The organism is Acidiphilium sp. AL, assembly GCF_025499445.1.
GTDB lineage: Bacteria > Pseudomonadota > Alphaproteobacteria > Acetobacterales > Acetobacteraceae > Acidiphilium > Acidiphilium iwatense.
On record NZ_JAIMBZ010000014.1, the window covers coordinates 1 to 20,815 of the forward strand.

General features: G+C 60.6%; 11 protein-coding genes and 1 tRNA gene. 10 read left to right on the forward strand and 2 right to left on the reverse strand.

Going from position 1 to position 20,815, the window contains the following annotated elements; genetic code table 11:
* The first annotated feature begins 172 nt into the window (after window positions 1-172).
* From AiwAL_RS10030 to AiwAL_RS10045, 4 genes are all read left to right on the forward strand, one after another.
* Complete coding sequence (locus tag AiwAL_RS10030; protein ID WP_262312638.1) at window positions 173-1,192, forward strand: DUF563 domain-containing protein; 1,020 nt, start codon at window positions 173-175, stop codon at window positions 1,190-1,192.
* A gap of 134 nt (window positions 1,193-1,326) precedes the next feature.
* Window positions 1,327-2,238 carry a hypothetical protein gene (locus AiwAL_RS10035; RefSeq protein ID WP_262312639.1) on the forward strand — a complete coding sequence of 304 codons (912 nt, stop codon included), beginning with the start codon at window positions 1,327-1,329 and terminating at the stop codon, window positions 2,236-2,238.
* A gap of 131 nt (window positions 2,239-2,369) precedes the next feature.
* A complete protein-coding gene (locus AiwAL_RS10040; RefSeq protein ID WP_408851503.1) occupies window positions 2,370-3,986 on the forward strand; it encodes a DEAD/DEAH box helicase in 1,617 nt (538 codons plus the stop codon).
* Between the two features lie 5 nt (window positions 3,987-3,991).
* Window positions 3,992-5,209: an acyl-CoA dehydrogenase gene (locus AiwAL_RS10045; RefSeq protein WP_235704328.1), complete on the forward strand. Its 1,218-nt coding sequence runs from the start codon at window positions 3,992-3,994 to the stop codon at window positions 5,207-5,209.
* A 36-nt stretch (window positions 5,210-5,245) separates the two neighbouring features.
* Here AiwAL_RS10045 and AiwAL_RS10050 read toward each other — a convergent pair whose 3' ends face one another.
* Window positions 5,246-6,055: an N-acyl amino acid synthase FeeM domain-containing protein gene (locus tag AiwAL_RS10050; RefSeq protein ID WP_262312640.1), complete on the reverse strand. Its 810-nt coding sequence runs from the start codon at window positions 6,053-6,055 to the stop codon at window positions 5,246-5,248.
* 205 nt (window positions 6,056-6,260) lie between these two features.
* Between AiwAL_RS10050 and AiwAL_RS10055 the strand changes: the two genes are divergently transcribed.
* Window positions 6,261-8,618, forward strand: coding sequence for an EAL domain-containing protein (locus AiwAL_RS10055; protein ID WP_235704271.1), 2,358 nt, complete (start codon window positions 6,261-6,263; stop codon window positions 8,616-8,618).
* Here AiwAL_RS10055 and AiwAL_RS10060 read toward each other — a convergent pair.
* Window positions 8,615-11,377 (reverse strand): YfhO family protein, encoded by a 2,763-nt coding sequence (locus AiwAL_RS10060; protein ID WP_235704272.1) that lies wholly within the window; start codon window positions 11,375-11,377, stop codon window positions 8,615-8,617. The genes AiwAL_RS10055 and AiwAL_RS10060 overlap by 4 nt on opposite strands.
* A 77-nt stretch (window positions 11,378-11,454) precedes the next feature.
* Between AiwAL_RS10060 and mutS the strand changes: the two genes are divergently transcribed.
* From mutS to tig, 5 genes are all read left to right on the forward strand, one after another.
* On the forward strand, window positions 11,455-14,097 hold the full coding sequence (gene mutS, locus AiwAL_RS10065; RefSeq protein ID WP_262312641.1) for a DNA mismatch repair protein MutS: 2,643 nt from the start codon (window positions 11,455-11,457) through the stop codon (window positions 14,095-14,097).
* 1 nt (window position 14,098) lies between these two features.
* Window positions 14,099-16,933 carry a [protein-PII] uridylyltransferase gene (locus AiwAL_RS10070; RefSeq protein WP_235704274.1) on the forward strand — a complete coding sequence of 945 codons (2,835 nt, stop codon included), beginning with the start codon at window positions 14,099-14,101 and terminating at the stop codon, window positions 16,931-16,933.
* A 212-nt stretch (window positions 16,934-17,145) separates the two neighbouring features.
* Window positions 17,146-19,107 (forward strand): autotransporter domain-containing protein, encoded by a 1,962-nt coding sequence (locus AiwAL_RS10075; protein ID WP_235704275.1) that lies wholly within the window; start codon window positions 17,146-17,148, stop codon window positions 19,105-19,107.
* 121 nt (window positions 19,108-19,228) lie between these two features.
* Window positions 19,229-19,310, forward strand: a tRNA-Leu gene (locus tag AiwAL_RS10080).
* A 51-nt stretch (window positions 19,311-19,361) separates the two neighbouring features.
* Window positions 19,362-20,684 (forward strand): trigger factor, encoded by a 1,323-nt coding sequence (gene tig, locus AiwAL_RS10085; RefSeq protein WP_262312642.1) that lies wholly within the window; start codon window positions 19,362-19,364, stop codon window positions 20,682-20,684.
* The last annotated feature ends 131 nt before the right edge of the window (window positions 20,685-20,815 follow it).

Here is a 20,815-nt window from a genome sequence, read left to right on the forward strand (position 1 = left end):
CAACCACCGGCGTCTCCTCGAGCCGATCGGCAACATCCCACCCGCCGAGGCCGAGGCGCGCTACTATGAACAACTGAACGAGCTGGCTATGGTCGCCTGAGTCAAACAAAATGGCCTCCGGGATTCCCGGCGCGGTTCAGACCGTTTCGTCGATGTCGTCCCGCATGGGCTGGTGTGTGGCCTCACCGTGTTCGGTCCCGGACGATCGGTCAATGAAGAGATGCGGGAAAACCCAATTCATCGGCTGAAACGGGTCGGCAGCCTCGTCTTGAACAATGCGATCCTGTCGCCCGAATCGATGGCTGTTCTCTGTCCCGGCCGAGGATTTTTCGATGCTTCGATCGAAAATCTTGCCATGTGGAACGGGTGTCTATCCGCCGCCGATCGCAACTTCATCGAATTGGCAAACGATGCATGGCGATGGGCCGATCCTTCCCGGCCGATCCCGGAGATCGACACGGTCGTCCTGCCGGTGGGTGGCATCGGTATCGGCAATTACGGACATTTTCTCTATGATGGTTTGCCGGCAGCCCTGTTGCACCGGCTGTTGCTAGGTCCGCACGCGGTTTTAGCGGGACGTCCCTTGCTGCCCTGGCAATCGGAGATTCTCGATGCGCTCGGGCTGCTCGACGGGTATGTTGCGCTCGACCGGCCGACCCGGTTCCGCAAGATCGTCACAAGCGATATGGTTTCGTTCAATGTGCAGTACCCGAGCCGGTTCGTCTGTGCGGTGTTCGACCGACTGCGCTTCCGCTTCGGAACCGGCACGAAAGGCCGGCAGAGGCTGTTGATTTCACGTGCCCTGCCGGAGAATCGCAGGGTCATGGAGAATCGTCCTGAGATCGAAGCGGTCGCGGCGGAATTTGGCTTCGAAATGATGCAACCGGCACGTATGACCATCGCCGAGCAGGCACGCCTGTTTGCGGAGGCCGACTGCGTGATCGGCGAATCGGGTGCGGCTTTGGCCAATCTCGGTTTCTGCGATCCTGGCACGAATGTGCTCGAAATCCAGCCGGAACGCTTCGCTGATGGCTGGACCCGCGCCGCCTGTCACGTCCTTGGCTTGCGCTGGCACGTGTTTTTCGCATGCGTGACGGGCGAGCCTGGTGATGGACCGGTCCGCGAGTTCGGCTTCACCGTCGATCCGGTGATGTTCCGCAAAGCGCTGGCCGAGGCGTTTCCGGCACGATGAACGAGACTCCCATTTTTCGTCATGTTGCTGAGGGATGGCTCGACGTTGCGCAGCGCGGGCTCATTCGCGATCAGATTTGGTTTGGCGGCGCGTCCATCCGCGATCGCGCCGGCGCAAGGTACCGGCACGCAGCGATGCCCGGTCATGAAACCCTGGTGCTGCGGGATGCCGTTCTGGTACCAGAACCATTTGCGGTGATCGACCGGGATGGCATTACACGGGCTGGCACGACCCCTTCGAAGCCGGCCGAGCCGGCCGATACCGTGCTTCTCAGTAATGCCGTTGCACCGATGGCTGCCGGCGCCTCCGTACCGCTCGGTCGGTTTCTCGGAAATTCGCTTTCGATCGCATCGATGCAGCGAGCGATGTTCGGCGAAATCGGCTTTGCCGGACCGCCATTGACGCCGCCGCAGGCCGATGCCCTCGCGGCAATGGGTCTTCTCGGCGCCTATACGCCGTTGTCCGAGCCTGTGCGAGTCGAGAAATTGTTGCTGACCCTCCAAAAAGGGCAAGGGTTTTCACGCATGATCCGTCCGGCGATCGAAACCTTGCGTTTCGCCGCCGAACCCTACGAAGTCAATCCGCGCATTGCGATTCTGGAACCTGTCACCCGCACGCGTTTCACGCGCGGCAATCAGTTCGGATTTCAGGCCTGGCTGCGGGCGCAGTCTTTCGCCTTCCTCGACCCCGATGCGATGCGACTCGGGAATACCCAACTCGGCCTTTTCGATCTGATCTCGGTTCTGGCGGCGGCACGACTCGTCGTCATCGACGACCCGGCACAGGCACCGCTGCTTGGTTTCTGTGATCCAGGCACGATCGTGATCCAACTTGGCATTGACGGCTGGCCGGATGGCGCGATCGCGACCTGTGCGCGTTTGTTCTCCCTGGAGTGGCGACTTGTGCTGGCCTTTGCACCACATTACCCGGTGCGTGGGCCTCTGCCGCTTGGCGAGCGGAAAATGTTGCGAACCGAGATCGACATCGCCGCTCTTGGCGCAGCCCTGGCCAGCGTGGAGGGTGACGTTTTGCCGATGAAGGCTTGACTTTTCGCGGGTTTGCCGAGATACCAATGGGCGGATGGCGCATTTCGATGTGCCAATGCCCTTGTGCACGGCTCATCACTCTCCGGCGTATGGGCACGCGCGCATTTCTCTAATTCGAATTGGTCACCATTTTGTCCGAGTCTCAGGATTTCGATCCAAAGCCTGTCACCTCTGAATCGGTGTTCGCCGATATTCCCACCGCAGACGCCACAGTCCAACTCGATACCGGCTTTGCGGCGCTCGGGCTATCGGAACCCGTGCTCAAGGCTCTCGTCGAGAAGGGCTACACCACGCCCACACCGATTCAGGAGCAGGCTATCCCGATCGTGCTGATGGGGCGGGACGTTCTGGGCTGTGCGCAGACCGGCACGGGCAAGACCGCCGGATTTACCTTGCCGATGCTCGATATCCTGTCTGGCTCGCGCGCACGTGCACGGATGCCACGCTCGCTCATTTTGGAACCGACGCGCGAACTCGCTCTCCAGGTCGCGGAAAACTTCGTCCAGTACGGCAAGCACCTGAAGCTAACTCATGCGTTGCTGATCGGCGGCGAAAGCATGAGTGAACAGAAGGAGGTTCTGACCCGTGGTGTCGATGTTCTGATCGCGACGCCGGGGCGGCTGATCGATATTTTCGAACGTGGCGGTCTATTGTTGTCGGACGTGCGGGTTCTGGTCATCGACGAAGCGGACCGGATGCTCGATATGGGGTTTATTCCCGATGTCGAGCGGATCGTCGCGATGCTGCCGCCGCTGCGCCAGACCCTGTTTTTCTCCGCGACCATGGCGCCGGAAATCAAGCGCTTGGCCGACGCCTTTTTGTCCAATCCGAAGGAAATCAGCGTCTCCAAACCGGCTTCGGTGGCAACGACCATTACCGAAGGCTTGGCGCTGGTCGCCACGCACGATAAGCGCGAGGCGCTGCGCCGACTGGTCCGCACCGAGGACGTGCAGAATGCCCTGATCTTCTGCAATCGTAAGCGGGATGTCGATATTCTTTATAAGTCACTGACAAGGCACAAGTTTTCTGCGGGTGCGCTGCATGGTGACATGCCGCAATCGGCGCGGTTCGCCACGCTGGAGAAATTCAAGGCCGGCGAGATTCGCCTTCTGGTCTGTTCCGATGTCGCGGCGCGCGGCATCGACATCGGCGGATTGTCCCATGTGTTCAATTTCGACGTGCCGCACCATGCCGAGGATTATGTCCACCGAATCGGCCGGACCGGTCGCGCCGGGCTTGAGGGCAGGGCATTGACTTTAGCTACACCGGAGGACCGGCTTGCGGTCGAAGCGATCCAGAAATTGACCGGCCATGCGATCCCCCCTCTCGCGGTGGAGGGTTTGGATCCGGTCGATTGGGCCGAGGTCGATTCGCGCGGCCGGCGCCGCAGCCGTGGCGGCAAAGGTGCCTCACCGCCGCGCGCCGAGAAAGCGCCGAAATCGGCTGCTCCTCGACGCGTGGAGGCTGCCGTGCAACCGGCTGTTGACGAAATGCAATTAAAAGCGACGCGCCAGGACCCGCGGCGATCAAGCGAAAGGATGCGCGGGGATCGTCGCACCGATACGGCGCGGGAGCCGCGGCGTGACCGTGAGATGCGGGGTTTGGAGAATCGCGACAGCGTCATTGGTTTTGGCGCGGACATTCCTGCCTTCATGCAAATCAGGCGGCGAACGGCCGTCGTCAGGATGGAAACCCCATCCCGGAACGAGGGTGGCGATCACAACGATGGGACGGAGATTGCGGCATGAACGTGATGAGCAAGCCAGCCGACGCAACCAACGTGGGGGCCGCGCATAAAGGCGGATTTGCGCCGTTCGACTGGGCCGACGTCTTCCGTCTCGACACGCAACTGACCGAGGATGAACGCGCGATTCGCGATGCCGCGCATGATTACTGTCAGGACAAGCTGTTTCCACGCGTTCTTCATGCTTTTCGCGAAGAAAAATTCGATCGCGCCATCGTCTCGGAAATGGGCGAGATGGGGTTTCTGGGAGCCACCCTGGCAAGTCATGGCTGTGCCGATGTATCTTACGTGGCCTATGGGCTGATCGCCCGCGAATTGGAACGGGTGGATAGCGGCTACCGCTCGGTATTTTCGGTGCAGTCTTCGCTGGTCATGTACCCGATCTCTGCCTTCGGTTCGCCGGCTCAGAAGGACAAATATCTGCCGAAGCTGCGGTCCGGCGAATGGGTCGGCTGCTTTGGCCTGACCGAACCCGATGCCGGGTCCGATCCAGGCTCGATGCGCACGCGGGCAAAGAAAGTGGATGGCGGCTATCTGCTGAACGGCTCGAAAACCTGGATCAGCAATTCGCCGATCGCCGATATGGCCCTGGTCTGGGCGAAAGACGACAACGACGTGATCCGTGGCTTTCTGATCGATCGCGGCGCGAAAGGATTCGAGACGCCGAAAATCGACGGCAAGTTTTCCCTCCGCGCCTCGATTACCGGCATGATTATGCTGGAAGACGTGTTCGTGCCGGACGATCACATGCTGCCGGGCGTGAAGGGTCTGCGCGGGCCGTTTTCGTGTTTGAACAACGCACGTTACGGCATTTGCTGGGGTACGCTGGGCGCAGCCGAATTTTGCTGGCACGCGGCGCGCACCTATACGCTCGACCGGCAGATGTTCGGCCGGCCGCTCGCCGCGACCCAACTCGTGCAGAAGAAGCTTGCCGATATGCAGACCGAAATCGTCCTCGGGTTGCAGGGGGCGCTGCGTCTTGGTCGCTTGCTCGACGAAGGGGTGGCGGCCCCGGAAATGATCTCGCTGATGAAACGCAACAACTGCGGGAAGGCGCTGGATGTCGCCAGAATGTCACGGGACATGCATGGCGGCAACGGTATCGTGGACGAATATCATGTGATCCGGCACATGATGAATCTTGAAACTGTGAACACCTACGAGGGAGCGCATGACGTGCATGCGCTCATTCTCGGCCGGGCACAGACAGGCATTTCGGCGTTTTAAGCCGATTTCGAAAGACATCCACCTGGCGTTCACTCGTTACGCTGCATTTTGATATAAAATTTCACTACGGTTAATGGTTTCACGTGAGGAATCATAAGATTCGACGTCGGCAAAAACCGGAACCAATTTCCCCGCGAGTAAATTAGAATATGTCTCATCGTAGCGGAATACATTGCGAAGAAACGGAATTTTCTGCTGAACTATTTCATACTCGCACTCGATACCCATCATTAAGGCTGTCTGAAATTTCAACTTTGGATAATAATGTCTAGGTTCAGCTTTTTTATCAAATCCAATTCTGCGGTAAATTCCCGCATGGTTTTGTCTTACTCCACAAAACAATATGCCAGACTCAAAATATTTAGTCAGATATTTTGCCATTCTAAATAATGCAAATATAACTTCGACATTTTTTTCAACACTAGGATGAGAGACCAGTCGAAGAACCTCGACTGCCCGTTGCTCCAATTTATTCCGGCTATACCGTTCGATAAGCTCTGGGATTACATCCGGGAATGTCGCCATTATGGGCATGGTGTAAATGCCTTTAGATGCGGCAACAGGATCATGCAGGCATACGCGGACAGATGCGATCGGCTCGCCGTATTTGTAGATGACAATGGTTTTTGAAGTTTCGAGAGAATCGTACTCATCGGGAAACAGGCGCTCCTGGTTTTCTTCTAAAAAGCCATGGCAGTAATAACTTTCGTATCTTAAGGACCAGGCTTGGCGCATAATTTCTGGTGTTGCGGCCAAACGGGCCATCAATTTATCGCTGCGCGTCACCAAATTGGCGCTAGGCGCAAGCGTCCAGGTTGGGGTTGAGCCAACAATAGAACCATCCATGTTTAACCTCCGGTCCGAGAAAGCAGGGCCATAATAGGTTATTAACCTTCATGGGGTATAAATTTATTTTTGCAGCACGTCTGAGGTGTGCTAAAGTTTTGAAAGCGATTGGTTTTCCGCCAAAAAATTTTGAACGCAACACGGAGTGTGAGGGTTTGTCTAGTTCTGTCACATTCGCACCGAATTATTAGATTTTGGCAACAATATGAAACGGTTGAACCATCGAATCGTCAGCCTGATGACCCACCGCGATATTCCTGCGCAATATCGCGATCAGGTTCAAGAAATTCACTTAAATACGTGGACACGCCACGGTTTTTTCATGATTCCCGTTGGATTTATTGTGGCGCTAGCTCTGTTTTTTCAATCTGACCGATTTATTTCAAATGTAAAAATTAAAATAAGTTTTGTTTTTATTTTTTTTATTTATGTTTTATTGTTTTTATTTTGTATATTTTGGAACAAGTCAGACAACAAAGAAAAATTTATCAAAAATTATTTTTTGTATTTGTGTTATATGAGACTATTTCTTGGAATTTTTTGGTCAATATTTATTAATATCATGATATATTCAAGCAACGGCCCACAAGTAATATTACTTTTTGGCGTTGAAATTGGTTTGATTTCTAGCGCGGTTATTGGCGGCCCATTGACTTATGCTTTTGCGTTTTGGATTCCGATTGTTATTGGATCATTTGTCCCTGTTTTTGAAGACGCTCGTTTTTTTTATTTTCCTGTATTTTTATGTTTGCTTTCTTATACTGTTTACACATTGATTTCTATTATTTTTATAAACAATAGATTGATTGAGAGAACTGTTGCTTCCCTTCGCCTCACTCAAACGAGTGAAACCATCCGTGTCTTACTCCGTGATTTCGAAGAAAATGCCAGCGACTGGCTCTGGGAGACCGATGCCGAACGCAACCTCAAGCACGCTTCTGCACGATTTGCCGAGGTGGCACGCCGACCGGCCGCATCGATCCGCGGAGATTTTCTCGCCTTCATTGCCGGAGAAGACGACACGATCCGCAAGGTGCGGAAAAACACCGGGGACCCCTACGAACCACTTCGCCTGAAATTCGAAATGCAACGACCGTTCCGCGACATCGTCGTCCCTGCGAATATGGATGGCGAGCAGCGCTGGTGGTCCCTTACCGGCAAGCCGATCACCGATCAGGCCGGAGTATTTATCGGCTATCGGGGCGTCGGTTCCGATGTCACCGCGATGCACCAGTCGCGCGAACGCATCGCCTACCTTGCCAGGCACGACACGCTGACCGACCTTGCCAACCGCACGGAATTCAATAATGCCCTCGGTCAGTTGCTTGCCGACGGCAGCCGGTCCGGTGCGGCTTTGCTCTGTCTCGATCTCGATCAGTTCAAGGCGATCAACGACAGTTATGGCCATGGCCTTGGCGATTCGGTGCTGCGCGCGGTCGCGCATCGAATCCGCAGCGCGATCCGCGATCGAGACATCGCAGCAAGACTTGGTGGTGACGAATTTTCCATCGTGCTACCCTCGAATAACGAATTCGACGCAACCGCCGTGGCCGAGCGGGTGATCGACCGCATCGCCCGTCCGTTCAAGTTCGATGGCGTCACCGTCGAGATCGGGGTCAGTATCGGTATCGCCCTTGCGCCGCATGACGGCGAAACGTCGGAGGAATTGTACAAGAATGCCGATCTAGCGCTTTATCGGGCCAAAGATGCCGGGCGCGGCACGTGGCGTCTGTTCGACCGGGAGATGGACCGTCATCTCCAGGAACGTCGCAGCCTGCAGCGCGATATCAAGCGGGCCCTGCTGAGCGAACAACTTTTCGTCGAATACCAGCCTTTCGTCGCTCTCGACACGCACAAGATCACCGGGCTCGAATCCCTGGTGCGCTGGCACCATCCCGAGCGCGGCATCATCGCGCCCGACGAGTTCATCGAAATTGCCGAACAGAGCGGTCATATCGGCACGATCACGGCATTCGTTCTCGCGGAATCCCTGGCAGTCGCCGCTCAACTGCCGGCCAATGTCTCGATCGCGGTCAATCTCTCTCCACTGCATCTTCGCGAGGCATGGTTGTTCGATCAACTCTCAGGCATCATCGAACGATCGAAAATCGACCCCGGCCGGATCGAGTTCGAAGTAACCGAATCGGCCGTGCTGGAAACCGAGGGACGCACGCTCGAAAACCTCCATCGCCTGCGAGAACTCGGATGCCGCATCGCGATCGATGATTTCGGGACCGGCTATTCCTCTCTGGCAACCTTGCGAGGCTTTCCGTTCGATCGACTGAAGATCGACCGCAGCTTCATCGTTGATTTGGAACGCCGCGAAAACGATGCGCCAATCGTCAAGGCGATCATCGAATTGAGCCGGACCCTAGGGCTGCGCGTGACCGCAGAAGGTGTTGAAACCGCGCGTCATGCCGATATTCTGCGCGCCTATCAGTGCCACGATGGTCAGGGGTTTCTGTTCTCTCCGCCATTGCCGAAACGCGATGTCCTGGAATGGTTCGAGTGCGACAACACCGCACATGGGATGGCGCCGGGGCAGGTCGGTAGCGCCATCTAAACCCTTCGCTTTGCCCCGATCATAAGTAGGGTCAACCAGATCACCATACCGGCCAGGGCAACAGCGCAACTGATGCGGATGAACGGTGGCCGATAGAAGAACCGTACGCGACTGGTCCCGGCGGGCAGGGCGACTGACTGAAACATGGTTTCGGCCGCGGCGATCGGCGTGGCCTGTCCGTCGATACGCGCATGCCAGCCGGGGTAATCCGCTTCGAGCCAAGTCAGCACTGCCGGTGCGATGCACGTGGCATCGACCGTATTCCAATTCAGCGAGGCAATATGGCAGACGGGTTCTGCCGAGAATAATGGCCGATTCCACGGCAGGCGATAAATGCGCATGACCCGGTCCTGAAAAACGAGACGCGGCAATATACCGGCCGGATGCGACACGAATCGCAGGATCGGCGCGTGCAAAGCCGGTGCCCCTGCAGGCGTGAGAGATGACGGCGCGTCCTGCCGAAGTGTACCAAGCCAGATCGCAACGGCACCTCCTGCCGCATGTGCGAGTTGGTAAGTGACCGACGCGCCTGCCGGCACCACAAGCGGGTGAACAAGCGGGATCTCCAGAAACTGGTTATCGCTCGCGGTTGCCAGATCGGCCTTACCGATTGCGCATTCCGTGCCTACGCAAATCTTTAGGCTGAGATGGCCACTTGAGGCACCGTGGTAGGTGCCGATCAGCACATCGACCCGATTGATCCGGTCGATGCGCAGCAGCCCGGCCGGAATCGCGCCGTCCAGCACGGCATCTGGTCCCAGCGCGAACGGAATTCGCGACGCGGAATCCTCCGGCAGAGCCTGAACGGCGGTGAACGGGTTCTGATTTGGCGGTGCCAGTACATATTTCACCCCGATCGTCTCATATGCAGCGAGATGCCGGCGGAGTTCGGTGGCTTGATCGGGCGGGATGGTCCCGGGTTGGGGGCGGATAAATATCCCACTCCGCAATGCCGCTGCGATATGCGGCAATAGCACGCAGCCCAGGGTGCGCGTCTGCAAGCCGATGAACAGCACGACATCTGCGTAAGGATCGAGGTGTTGATGGATGTAACGATTCCACGTGGCCTGAACCGGTAATTCGTTCTCGTCGATCGAAGCGAGTCCGTATGCCGCCGGATAGTTCGGACCGAAAGGTTGCAGCGAGTAGAATCGCGCTCCACCGAGATGGTGCTGCAGATAGCGCACCCCGTCGAGATCGAGTTTGCCACGAAACGGTGCCCCTAACTGGCCGATCGCGGCGGTGCCGAGGGCATCCGCGCCGAGGATAAATGCAAGCGCCAGCAAGGCAATCCGACTTGGCCGAATCGTGAGGAGCAAGCCGGCCGCAACCGCGAGCCCGAGTTCAGATCCGCTCGCCGCCAAGGCAAAACTGCGCGGTGCGGCGGCGCCAGCGAACCACGCACGCAAGGCGCCGGACGCAGGCAGCACCGCGATCAGAATGACTGCGACACCGAGTGCGGCGAGCAAGATCGTCGCACTCCTGTCGAGAGCCCCTGACCGCTGCCAGGCATCGACGGCGATTCCGGCCATGATGAAACAGGCAATCTCCATCGCGGGACCACAGAATCGGATCGCGTCGGTCTGCGCCATCAAAGGGAGGGCGTCGATCAGCCAGATCGCTGGGGGAAAGCCCCAGATTCGCGCCTGCCAGACCAGAACGAAGCCGAACATCACGAAAGCAAGGCCGCGTTGCGGCGAGGGGCGTAGCAGCGCAGCGAGAGCGAGCGTCACCGCGATCGGCCCGAACCAGCCGCCAAGTTGAACCCAGTAAGCCTGAATCAGATTGACCAGCGCTGCCGGCACGCCGGCGGGAGGTGCCGCTCCAATCGGCCCGTAGATGAACGGAAAAAGCTGCACCGGCGCTCCGGGCGACTCCAACCAGATCCAACTGAACAGCTTCGCGTGCCGGCTGAGGTAGGATTGTGCGATATATTGGAAGAAGGGCACCAAAAGCGGCAGCGAAAGCGCCAGCCCGATCCCTGCACCCAGCGCGATCTTTCCGGCAAAGCGCCAGCGTGCATCGCCGATCGTTGCGAATCGCCACATCACCCACACAGCGGCAAGAATTCCGTCGATATAGGCGGATTCAGGATAGCCGCCATAAATCGAATAAGCGAGAGCGAGCGGGATCAATCCCCAGCCGAGCGGCCACTTTTCCCGTGCCGCGCGCTGCGCGCGTTCGATGCCGAGCAGAAGCAGCGGCGCGAAGGGCAGGGGACCCATCGTATGCGGCACGAGAAAAAAAGTCGCGTTCAGCGCATATAGCGCACCAGCCAGAAACGCGGCTAGCCTTGTCAGGCCCAGTTCGATCAGCAGCGCATACATGAACAGGCCGCACAGCATCTGGAGAATCAGCTTGAGCACGAGCCAGCCCTGCCAGGATTTCAGCAGCAGAACGAAGGGCAGGAAGAACGACATGGTTTGCATTTCGGCGGCAAGCGGCATGCCCACTCCCGAATAGGGATTCCACCAGGGGACGATGCCGTGCAGCCAATCCGCCGCGCTCAGCATGCCGAGCGGCTGGGTGATCAGGCCGATTGTGGGATCGAACCAGCCGGGAGCGGCAAGCAAAAGCCGCTTGCCCATCGATCCGGTCAGAAACGCCACGAACAAGGCTGGATTGTTCGCGACGATGCCGGCTAGAATGAGACCACTCGCCAAAAGCGGCAGAGCTAGGAGGAGAGCGATCGGCAAGCCGTGCCGGTATTTGGCACGCAGCTTGGACGTTTTGCGATCGGTGACGTCGTGCCGCTCCATCGCTTCCCTTGTGCCCGCTTGACAGGCGACGGGCAATCCGGCTTCGCAGCCGATGCGTCATCGACTAGATTGACCCGATGGATGCGAGCCGCGCCGAAGGCGCAACACCTGCCATGGCGCAATGGTTCAGGGCGAAGGCGGATTATCCCGACGCCTTGATTTTCTTTCGCATGGGCGATTTCTACGAGCTGTTCTTCGACGACGCCGAGGCGGCGGCAGCCGCGCTCGACATCGCGCTCACCGCGCGCGGAACGCATCAGGGCGAACCTGTCCGCATGTGCGGCGTGCCGGTCTCCCAGCGCGACCTTTATCTTGGGCGGCTGATCCGGCGCGGCTTCCGCGTCGCGGTGGCAGAGCAGCTCGAAACGCCCGAGGCGGCCAAAGCGCGCGGCGGCAAAACACCGATCGAGCGGGCAGTGACCCGCCTGATCACCCCCGGCACGATTACCGAGGAAGCGCTGCTTGAAGCCGGCAGCAGCAATATTCTCCTGGCGCTCGCCGCCGATGGAGATCGGCTCGGCGCGGCGTGGCTCGATGTTTCGACCGCGATGTTCGAAACCGCGATTATCCCGACCGGCGCGCTCGCCGCTCTGCTCGGCCGACTCGATCCCGCAGAAATCATCGCTTCCGGAGTGTCAACGCTCGGCGCCTATGCCGATCGCCGTGCCGAAGCGGAAACGCCGCCACCCGAGGCCGCGCGCCGGTATCTCGTGCGTGTCTTCAATGTCACCTCACTTGATGCGTTCGGCGCCTTTACCGATGCCGAGGCTTCGGCGGCGGCGGCGGCGTTGCGCTACGTCGAGCGCAGCCAGGCCGGCGCCTTGCCGCGTCTTGCCCATCCGGTGCGAACCGCCGATCACGGTCTGCTGGCGATGGATGCGGCGACCCGCGCGAGTCTCGATTTGCTGCGCGCGCGCGACGGGTCGGAAGCAGGCAGCCTGTTCGGCGCGATCAAACGAACCGTCAGCCCAGCCGGCGCGCGAATGCTCGCCGGCTGGGTTGCGTCGCCGCTCGACGCCATCGATGCGTTGCGGGCAAGACAGGCGGGCTGGCAGTCCCTGATTGCGGCTCCCGATGCATTGCGATCCGTGCGCGCCGGATTGCGCGGCGCGCCGGATCTCGCTCGGGCACTGGCGCGGCTGAGTCTGGCCGCGCGCAACGCAGGGCGGCTGGCGCCGCGCGATCTCGGCCAGGTTCGTGATGCGCTGGCGAGCGCTGCCACTGTCAGAAGAGCATTGACTCCCCTGATGGGCAGCGATTCGGTACAGCCGCTCGCCGCTGATATCGCGGCACTCGATCCTTCGGCCGCGCTTGCGGCGCTGCTTCAGTCGGCGCTGGTCGAAACGCCACCGTCGCGGCTCGGCGAAGGTTCGTCAATCCGGCCCGGCTTCGACGACGAACTCGATGCCGAGCGCCGGCTGCGCGACGAAACGCGGCAGGTAATCGCTGGCCTGCAGACCGAACTCGCCTCCCGCTACGGTGTGGCAAGTTTGAAAGTGCGCCATCACAATCAGCTCGGTTACGTGCTGGAGGCACCGTCCAGCGCCATCGATGCATTGCGCGACTTCCCCGAACTGATTCTGCGCCAGGGTCTTGCCTCTGCCGCCCGTTTCTCCCATCCGGAGCTGTCGGATCTGGATCGGCGGATCGCCGAAGCGCATGACAGGGCAGCCGCTCGCGAGGCGCTGGTGCTCGATCATCTGCTGCGTCAGGTGGTTCGGCATGAGGATCGGATCGGCGCCTGTGCCGAGGCCTTGGCTCGGCTCGATGCACTCCAGTCGGCGGCGAGCCTCGCCGAGATCGGGCGCTGGTGTGCGCCTTGCCTGACCGAGGGAACCGATTTTGTCATCGATGCCGGGCGACATCCGGTGGTCGAAGCGGCACTACCGCCGGGCCAGTCCTATATCGCCAACGACGCCGATCTTTCGTCCGAACGCCGGCTGATGTTGCTTACGGGCCCGAATATGGCGGGCAAATCGACATTTCTCCGGCAGAACGCCTTGATGATCGTGCTCGCTCAGGCCGGGTTGCCGGTGCCGGCCGACGCAGCGCGGATCGGTCTGGTCGACCGGCTGTTTTCGCGTGTCGGGGCCGCCGACGATCTGGCCGCCGGCCGCTCTACCTTCATGGTCGAGATGATCGAAACGGCAGCGATCCTGCATCAGGCCGGCCCTCGCAGCTTCGTGATCATCGACGAGATCGGCCGGGGCACCGGCACCAGGGACGGGTTGGCGATCGCCCAGGCGGTGCTCGAGGCTCTGCACGGGATGATCCGAAGCCGCGCCATTTTCGCGACGCATTTTCACGATCTCGTGCAATTGGATGCGGCGCTGCCCCGGCTGCGCCCCTGCACGATGCGGGTGAAGGAGTGGCGCGGCGAGGTGGTGTTCCTGCATGAAGTCATCGAGGGGGCGGCGGAACGAAGCTGGGGCGTGCATGTGGCAAAACTGGCAGGGGTGCCGGAGAACATCGTCCGCCGAGCGGATTCCCTGCTGCGCGCGGCAGAACGAACTCAAAGTCCCGCCGCATCCTTGCCGCTATTCGCCGGCATGGAGGACGCACCGGCCTTGGCCGATCCTGCAGAAGCGCCGGAATGGCGTGCGGCGCTCGCCGGTATCGATCCCGATCGACTGTCGCCACGCGAGGCGCTCGATCTGATTTATGCGTGGCGACGAAAGTTTCTTGGCGATGCGGAGCCTGACGCGGTAGAGGGTGGATGATATGACGGATACCGCACAATCATCGCCATTTTTCTTGCCCGATCTGCCGGAAGCGCCGTCAGGTTTCGTCTCGGCCCCGCTCGACGGCGCAGGCCGCGATCGCCCGGATGTCGGCGCGACGCTCGCGGCACTTATTCCCACGGGCGCCGTGCCGCCGCGCGATGCGGCGCTCGGCTTGTTCCGCCGCCAGCTCGCCCGATTGCAAACCCATGTGCAAACGCGGTTCGAACTCGGGGAACTGAGCGGACTTGCTGCCGCACGGCTGCTCTCGGGCCTGATGGATGAGTTTATTGCCGCCCTGATCCGTTATGCGCTCGAATTGCTGCCGGTCGAAGCGGGCGACCGGCTCGCGGTCGCGGCCACCGGGGGCTATGGCCGGGCCACGCTCGCGCCGTTCAGCGATATCGATCTTTTGTTTCTGACCGATCATGAACCTTCGGCACGGGTCGAGCGGGCGGTCGAATTCATCCTGTATTTTCTTTGGGATCTCGGTCTGAAAGTCGGCCACGCCACGCGTTCGACCGCCGATTGCCTGACCGAGGCAAGCGGCGACATCACCATCCGCACCTCGCTGCTCGATGCGCGCTGCCTGGCCGGCGACCGGCCTCTGTTCGCGCATTTCCAGCTCGCCTTCCGCGCCGATTGCGCCGCCGAAAGCCCCGCTAAATACATCGCTGCGAAACAGGAGGAGCGCGCCGCCCGCCACGCCCGGTTCGGCGATACGCCGTTCATGGTCGAGCCCAACATCAAGGAGGGAAAGGGCGGGCTGCGCGATCTGCAAACGCTCTACTGGGTCGCGCGCTATGTGTTCGGCACCTTCGCGATGACCGAACTGGTCGGACCCTCCGCACCCGGCGGCGGGATTCTTAGCGCCTCGGAGGCGCGGGCGTGCAAGCGTGCCTGGGATTATCTTTGGACCGTCCGATTCCACCTCCATTATGTCGCCGGCCGCGCCGAAGAGCGGCTGACCTTCGACCTGCAGCCGGTGATCGGTGCGCGCATGGGATATACACGCCATGGGCGGCAGGACGGCGTCGAGCGCTTCATGCGCCACTACTTCCTAGTGGTGCGCGAGGTCGCGCGGGTGACCGGCGTGCTGGAGCCGGCCGTGCTTCGCGCGGCACTCGGCCCGCCGGCGATCGCGCCCGCGACCGATTCGGAACTCGCGGATGCCGGATTCGTGCTTGCCGACGGGCGCATCCTATTCGCTCAGGGCCGCGAGCCGACGGTTGAGCCGCTGCAATTGTTCCGCATCCTTCGTTTCGCACGCGACCGTGCGCTTGCGCTGCATCCGCTTGCCCTGCGCGCGATGATCCGGGGCGCACGCCGGACCGCCGAGTTGCGCGGCGATCCCGCGGCGGCGGCCCTGTTTCTTGATCTTCTGTGCGGCGCCGGCGAACCAACCGCCGATGGCGCGCACTGGCTGAAGATACTGAACGAGACCGGCGCGCTCGGCCGCTATCTGCCGGACTGGCGGCGCATCGTCGGGCAGATGCAGTTCGACAGCTACCATGTCTATACCGTGGACATGCACACGATTCATGCCATCGGCGTACTCAATATGATCGAACGAGGCGAACTCGTCGAGATCGCGCCGGTGGCGAGTGGCGTCGCCCGGCATCTGCAATCGCGCCGCGCGCTTTATGTCGCGCTGCTGCTCCACGACATCGCCAAGGGCAGGGGCGGGGACCATTCCGAGATCGGCGCGGAACTTGCCGCAACGATCGGCCCCGCACTCGGTCTCGACCCGGAAGAGACCGAGATGGTCTCCTGGCTGGTACTGCATCATCTGCTACTGAGCCAGACGGCGTTTTCCCGCGATATCGACGACCCGAAAACGATTCTCGACGTCGCTGACGTCGTGCAATCGCCGGAGCGGCTGCGCCTCCTATTGATCCTGACCGTGGCGGATATCCGCGCGGTTTCGCCCAAGGTCTGGAATGGCTGGAAGGCGACGCTGCTTCGAGAAATCTATGCGCGCGTGGCCGAGGTTCTGGAGGGCGGGCTTGCGACCACCGAACGCGATGTCCGGGTCGCGCGGGTCAAGCAGATGGTCAGCGAATTGTTGGCCGACTGGCCTGCCGTCGATCGTGAGGATTTTCTCAACCTTGGCTATCCGGGATATTGGCTTGGATTCGACCCCGAAACTATCGCGCGCCACGGCAGGCTGATCCGCGACGCGAAGCAGCGGAACATGCCGCTGGTGGTGGCCGCCGAACCGTTGCCGGCGCGGGGGGTTACCGAAATCGTCGTCTATACGGCGGACCATGCCGGATTGTTCAGCAGGATCGCCGGAGCGCTAGCGGTTGCCGGCGCCTCGATCGTCGATGCGCGAATCCACACGCTGACCGACGGCATGGCGCTGGATACGTTCTGGATTCAGGATGCCGGCGGTGGGCCGCTGGATGCGCCGCACCGTCTGGCGCGGATATCCGCGGTGATCGAGCAGGTGCTGTCCGGCCGGCTTAGGCTTTCTGCGGAGATCCGCAAGGCCGGCCGCAATGTGGCCGGCGGACGGATGCGCGCGATCCATGTGCCGCCGCGTGTGGTCGTCGACAATCGCGCCTCCAATCGTCACACCGTGATCGAGGTGAACGGGCGCGACCGGCCCGGCCTGCTGCACGACGTGACGGCGGCGATCACCGGGCAAGGGCTGCAAATCGCCTCGGCACATATCACGACCTACGGCGTGCGGGCCGTGGACGTTTTTTACGTGAAGGACGTGTTCGGCCTGAAAGTGCAAAATGAACGCAAGCTCGCACAATTGCGCGGCGCGTTGATCGAAGCCCTTTCCGGCCCTCCCGAGGAAACGACGCAGGAGCGAACGCGCACCTGACGGCCCTCCGGTTGCCGATCAGGCGGCCTCTATGCATTTGAACTTTCAGAATCTTCGATACAGCGTTCATCGTGCGCCCGTGCGCGCATGGCAAAAGGGCAACATCGCCCAGACCTTCGCGCGTGGGGGGATTCGGCGATTGACCGGCGCCTATCCTCAGCGCACATTCCCTGACGTTAACGAAAATAAGTCTACAGTCACGGGAGATTCGGATGTCACTCAAGAAAGCCCTGGCGGGTGGTCTTGCGCTATCCGGCATTGCGCTGGCGCTGGCGATCGCCCCCTTTGCTTATGCGGCCTCACCCGGCAGTTTCTATGCGTTCGGCGACAGTCTAGTCGATAACGGCAACATCCCGCGCTTGACCGGAATTCCGTATCCCCCCAGCCCGCCCTATTACGAATATCATTTTTCCAACGGTCCGGTCTGGGCCGAGTATCTACCGGGCCTGACAGGCCTCGATTTTCAGCCCTCCAATGATTACGGCGTGGGCGGCGCCTTTACCGGCCCGCTGACGATCGATGGCCAGACCTTCAACAATATCTCGAACGTGGAAGGGTTTCCGGCGCCGCTGCCGAGTTTTTTACAGGAAATTCAGAGTTTTGCTAGTAAAGGCGGGCATTTCACATCGCGCGATGTCGTTGGCGTGTGGGTGGGGGCGAACAACTATTTCGTCGCGGCCGGACAAATCCTAGCCGATCCGGCCCAATACAAGCAGATCATTATTGGGGCGGTGACCACGGCGATCACCCAGACCAGCGAGGGCATCGTGCAACTGGCACAACTCGGCGCGAGGCAGATCATCGTGCAAAGCCTGCCGCCGCTGGGTGCCACCCCTGAATTCAACGCCAACCCGCTGGAGAGTTTCGTCGCAGATCAGATCTCGACGGCGCATGATGCGGCGCTTGAACGGGCGATCGCGACGATTCACCAGAAAATCGGTACCAACATCATTCTGATCAATCAATCGCTGTTGTTCAAGGAATTGCTGGTGAATCCGGGCGCTTTCGGCATCACCAACGTCACCGATGCCTGCCGGTTGACCGCCGCCTGCCTTGGTCAGCCGCTATCGGTGCAGAACCAGTACCTGTTCTGGGGCAACGTGCATCCCACCACGCATACGCATCTGCTGGTTGCGGAGTACAGCGCAAGTGCACTGAACAACCTGGATTCGCTCGCCGCGCCGGCGCGACTACTTGCCTCCGGTGCCGAAGCGTTCTCGGCGTCGATCTCGGCGCGAATGGACGCTCTGCGCAACGGTGCCTCGGGAATTTCGGTCAATCTGCCGTCCGCACCGATGCTCGCCGATGCCGCGGAAGGAGATACCGGCCCGATGGGTCCGATGCCGGATCATCGCCTTTCTGTCTATGTGACCGGCGGCTATGATTATGGGTCGCGCAGCAATGCGCCGGGCAATCTGGGATTCAGCGACAATATCGGCACCGTGACCGCCGGGGCGGATTATCGGTTCAACCCGCATATCGCCGCGGGCCTCGCGTTCGGCTACGGCACTGATAATGCGACGGTGAATGGCGGCGCTAATGTTCAGGCTCATGCCTATCAGTTTGCCGCCTATGCGATGGCGCAGTCGCGGCATCTGTTTCTCGACGGTCAGGTCGATTACGGCATTGCCCAGGTCACCCAGTTCAGCGCACCGGGCGTTCTCGTGCCGATGACCGCTGCTCCGGGCGGGCATACCGACAGCGTCGTGGTGAATGGCGGCTATCTGATCCGTCGCGGCGCTCTCGCTTTCGGCCCGATCGTCGGGTTGGACGCCACCCAGGCCAACGTGAACGCCTATACCCAGCAGGGCGATCCGGCGCTGGTCATGGCGGTGCAAACCCAGTCCCTGTCGCGCACGATCGCGAGTTTCGGCCTTGGCGTTTCGGCCAGCGCGCATATCGGCGCGCTCGATCTGCGCCCGCATGGCTCGATCGAGGGTCAGGCCGAGCTTGACGGCACGCGGGGCAGCTTCGCCAGCGTTTTCACCGACGAACCGCTGGTCGGGCTGACCACCAATTTCCCGAATCAGGCGACCAGATGGGGCGTCGCGGATATCGGTGCGACTGCCACGATTTTCGGTCAACTCGCTGCCAGCGTCGATCTCGCGACCACCTTCGCCCGCTCGGATGGCAATCAGCGGATGGTGACCGCCGGGATGCGCTACCGCTTCTGACGAGGTAAACGTCCAGATTTACCGCCGATGCGCTTGTCGGGAACGACGATCCGCGCTAGTTGCCGCCGCGATCAGTAACGTGCGGATCGCGTGCGATCTGGCTTTCTGCGGGCGGTTTTCGGCGGGCGTGGTGAAATTGGCAGACACGCCAGATTTAGGTTCTGGTGGCGCAAGCCGTGGGGGTTCAAGTCCCTCCGCCCGCATGACGGCTGGTGGATCTTGTTGAGTGGCGTAACGTAAGGATATCCTTGGACATGCAGATTACCGAGACCCTGAGCGATGGGCTGAAGCGTGGTTTCACCGTCGTCGTGCCGGGGGCCGATCTCACCGAGAAGCGCGAGAAGCGCCTCGCCGAGCTGTCGAAGACGATGCAGATGCCGGGATTCCGGCCGGGCAAGGTGCCGTTGTCGATGGTGCGCCGGCGCTTCGGCGATGCCGTCGCGGCGGAGGTTCTCGAAGCCTCGGTGAACGACGCGACCGACAGAATGCTGGCCGAACGCAGCTTGCGCCCAGCCGTCTCGCCCAAGGTCGAAGTGGTCAATCCCGGCACCGAGACAGATCTCGAATTCAAGGTCGAAATGGAGATCCTGCCCGAGGTAAAAATCCCCGACCTCAAGGCGATCAGCCTGACCCGGCCGAAGGCGCCGGTGACCGAAGCGGAAATCGACGAGGCGATGGCCAAATTCGCCGACCAGCGCGCAAGCCTCGAACCGATCGAGGAAACCCGCGGCGTGGCAAAGGGTGAAATCCTAACTGTCGATTTCCTGGGCACGCTCGACGATGTGCCGTTCGACGGCGGCGCCGCGCAGGACACTGATGTCGAGATCGGCGGCTCGGGGTTCATTCCCGGCTTCGCCGAGCAGGTCGAAGGATTGGCGCCGGGTGAACATCGCGTCATCACCGTCACCTTTCCTGCAGACTATCAAGCCGCCAATCTCGCCGGCAAGGAAGCCACGTTCGACATTACCGGCAAGGCGCTGAAACGCAAGATTCCGGCGGTGCTGAACGATACCTTTGCCGAAGCCAATGGGTTCGAAAACCTCGCCGAATTGCGCAAATTCTTTGGCGAACGGCTCGAGGGAGCCCGCGCCGGCGCGAGCCGCATGAAGCTCAAGCGCGCATTGCTCGACAAGCTCGCCGAGCAGGCCGATTTTCCGACTCCCGAAACGCTGGTGGATGCAGAATTCGCGGAAATCTGGCGGCAGGTCGAAGCCGAACGCGCCGCCGACCGGCTCGACGCCGAGGACGCCGCGAAGGACGAAGCGACCCTGCGGAGCGAATACCGCGCCATCGCCGATCGGCGAGTACGGCTTGGCCTGCTGGTCGCCGAAATCGGTCGGTCCAACAACGTGCAGGTGTCCGAGCAGGATCTGCGTCGCGCGATGATCCAGGAATTGCAGCAATTCCCCGGCCAGGAAAAAATGATCGTCGATTTCTACCAGAAGAACCCGCGCGCCATGGACCGGCTGCGCGGCCCGATCTTCGAGGACAAGGTGGTCGATTACGCGCTGGAACTTGCCACGGTGACCGACCAGGAGGTTTCCCCCGAGGAATTGTTCGCCGACAGCGACGACTGACGCGAGGGGAGCAGCGACGACCGAAGGGGGATGGACGGCGCCCGCCCATCGGCTAATCTTGACTCCTGCGGCGTCCGGCCCGGCCTTGGCGAGGCGGAATGGATCTCGGCAGTTCGTTCGTTTCATACGGG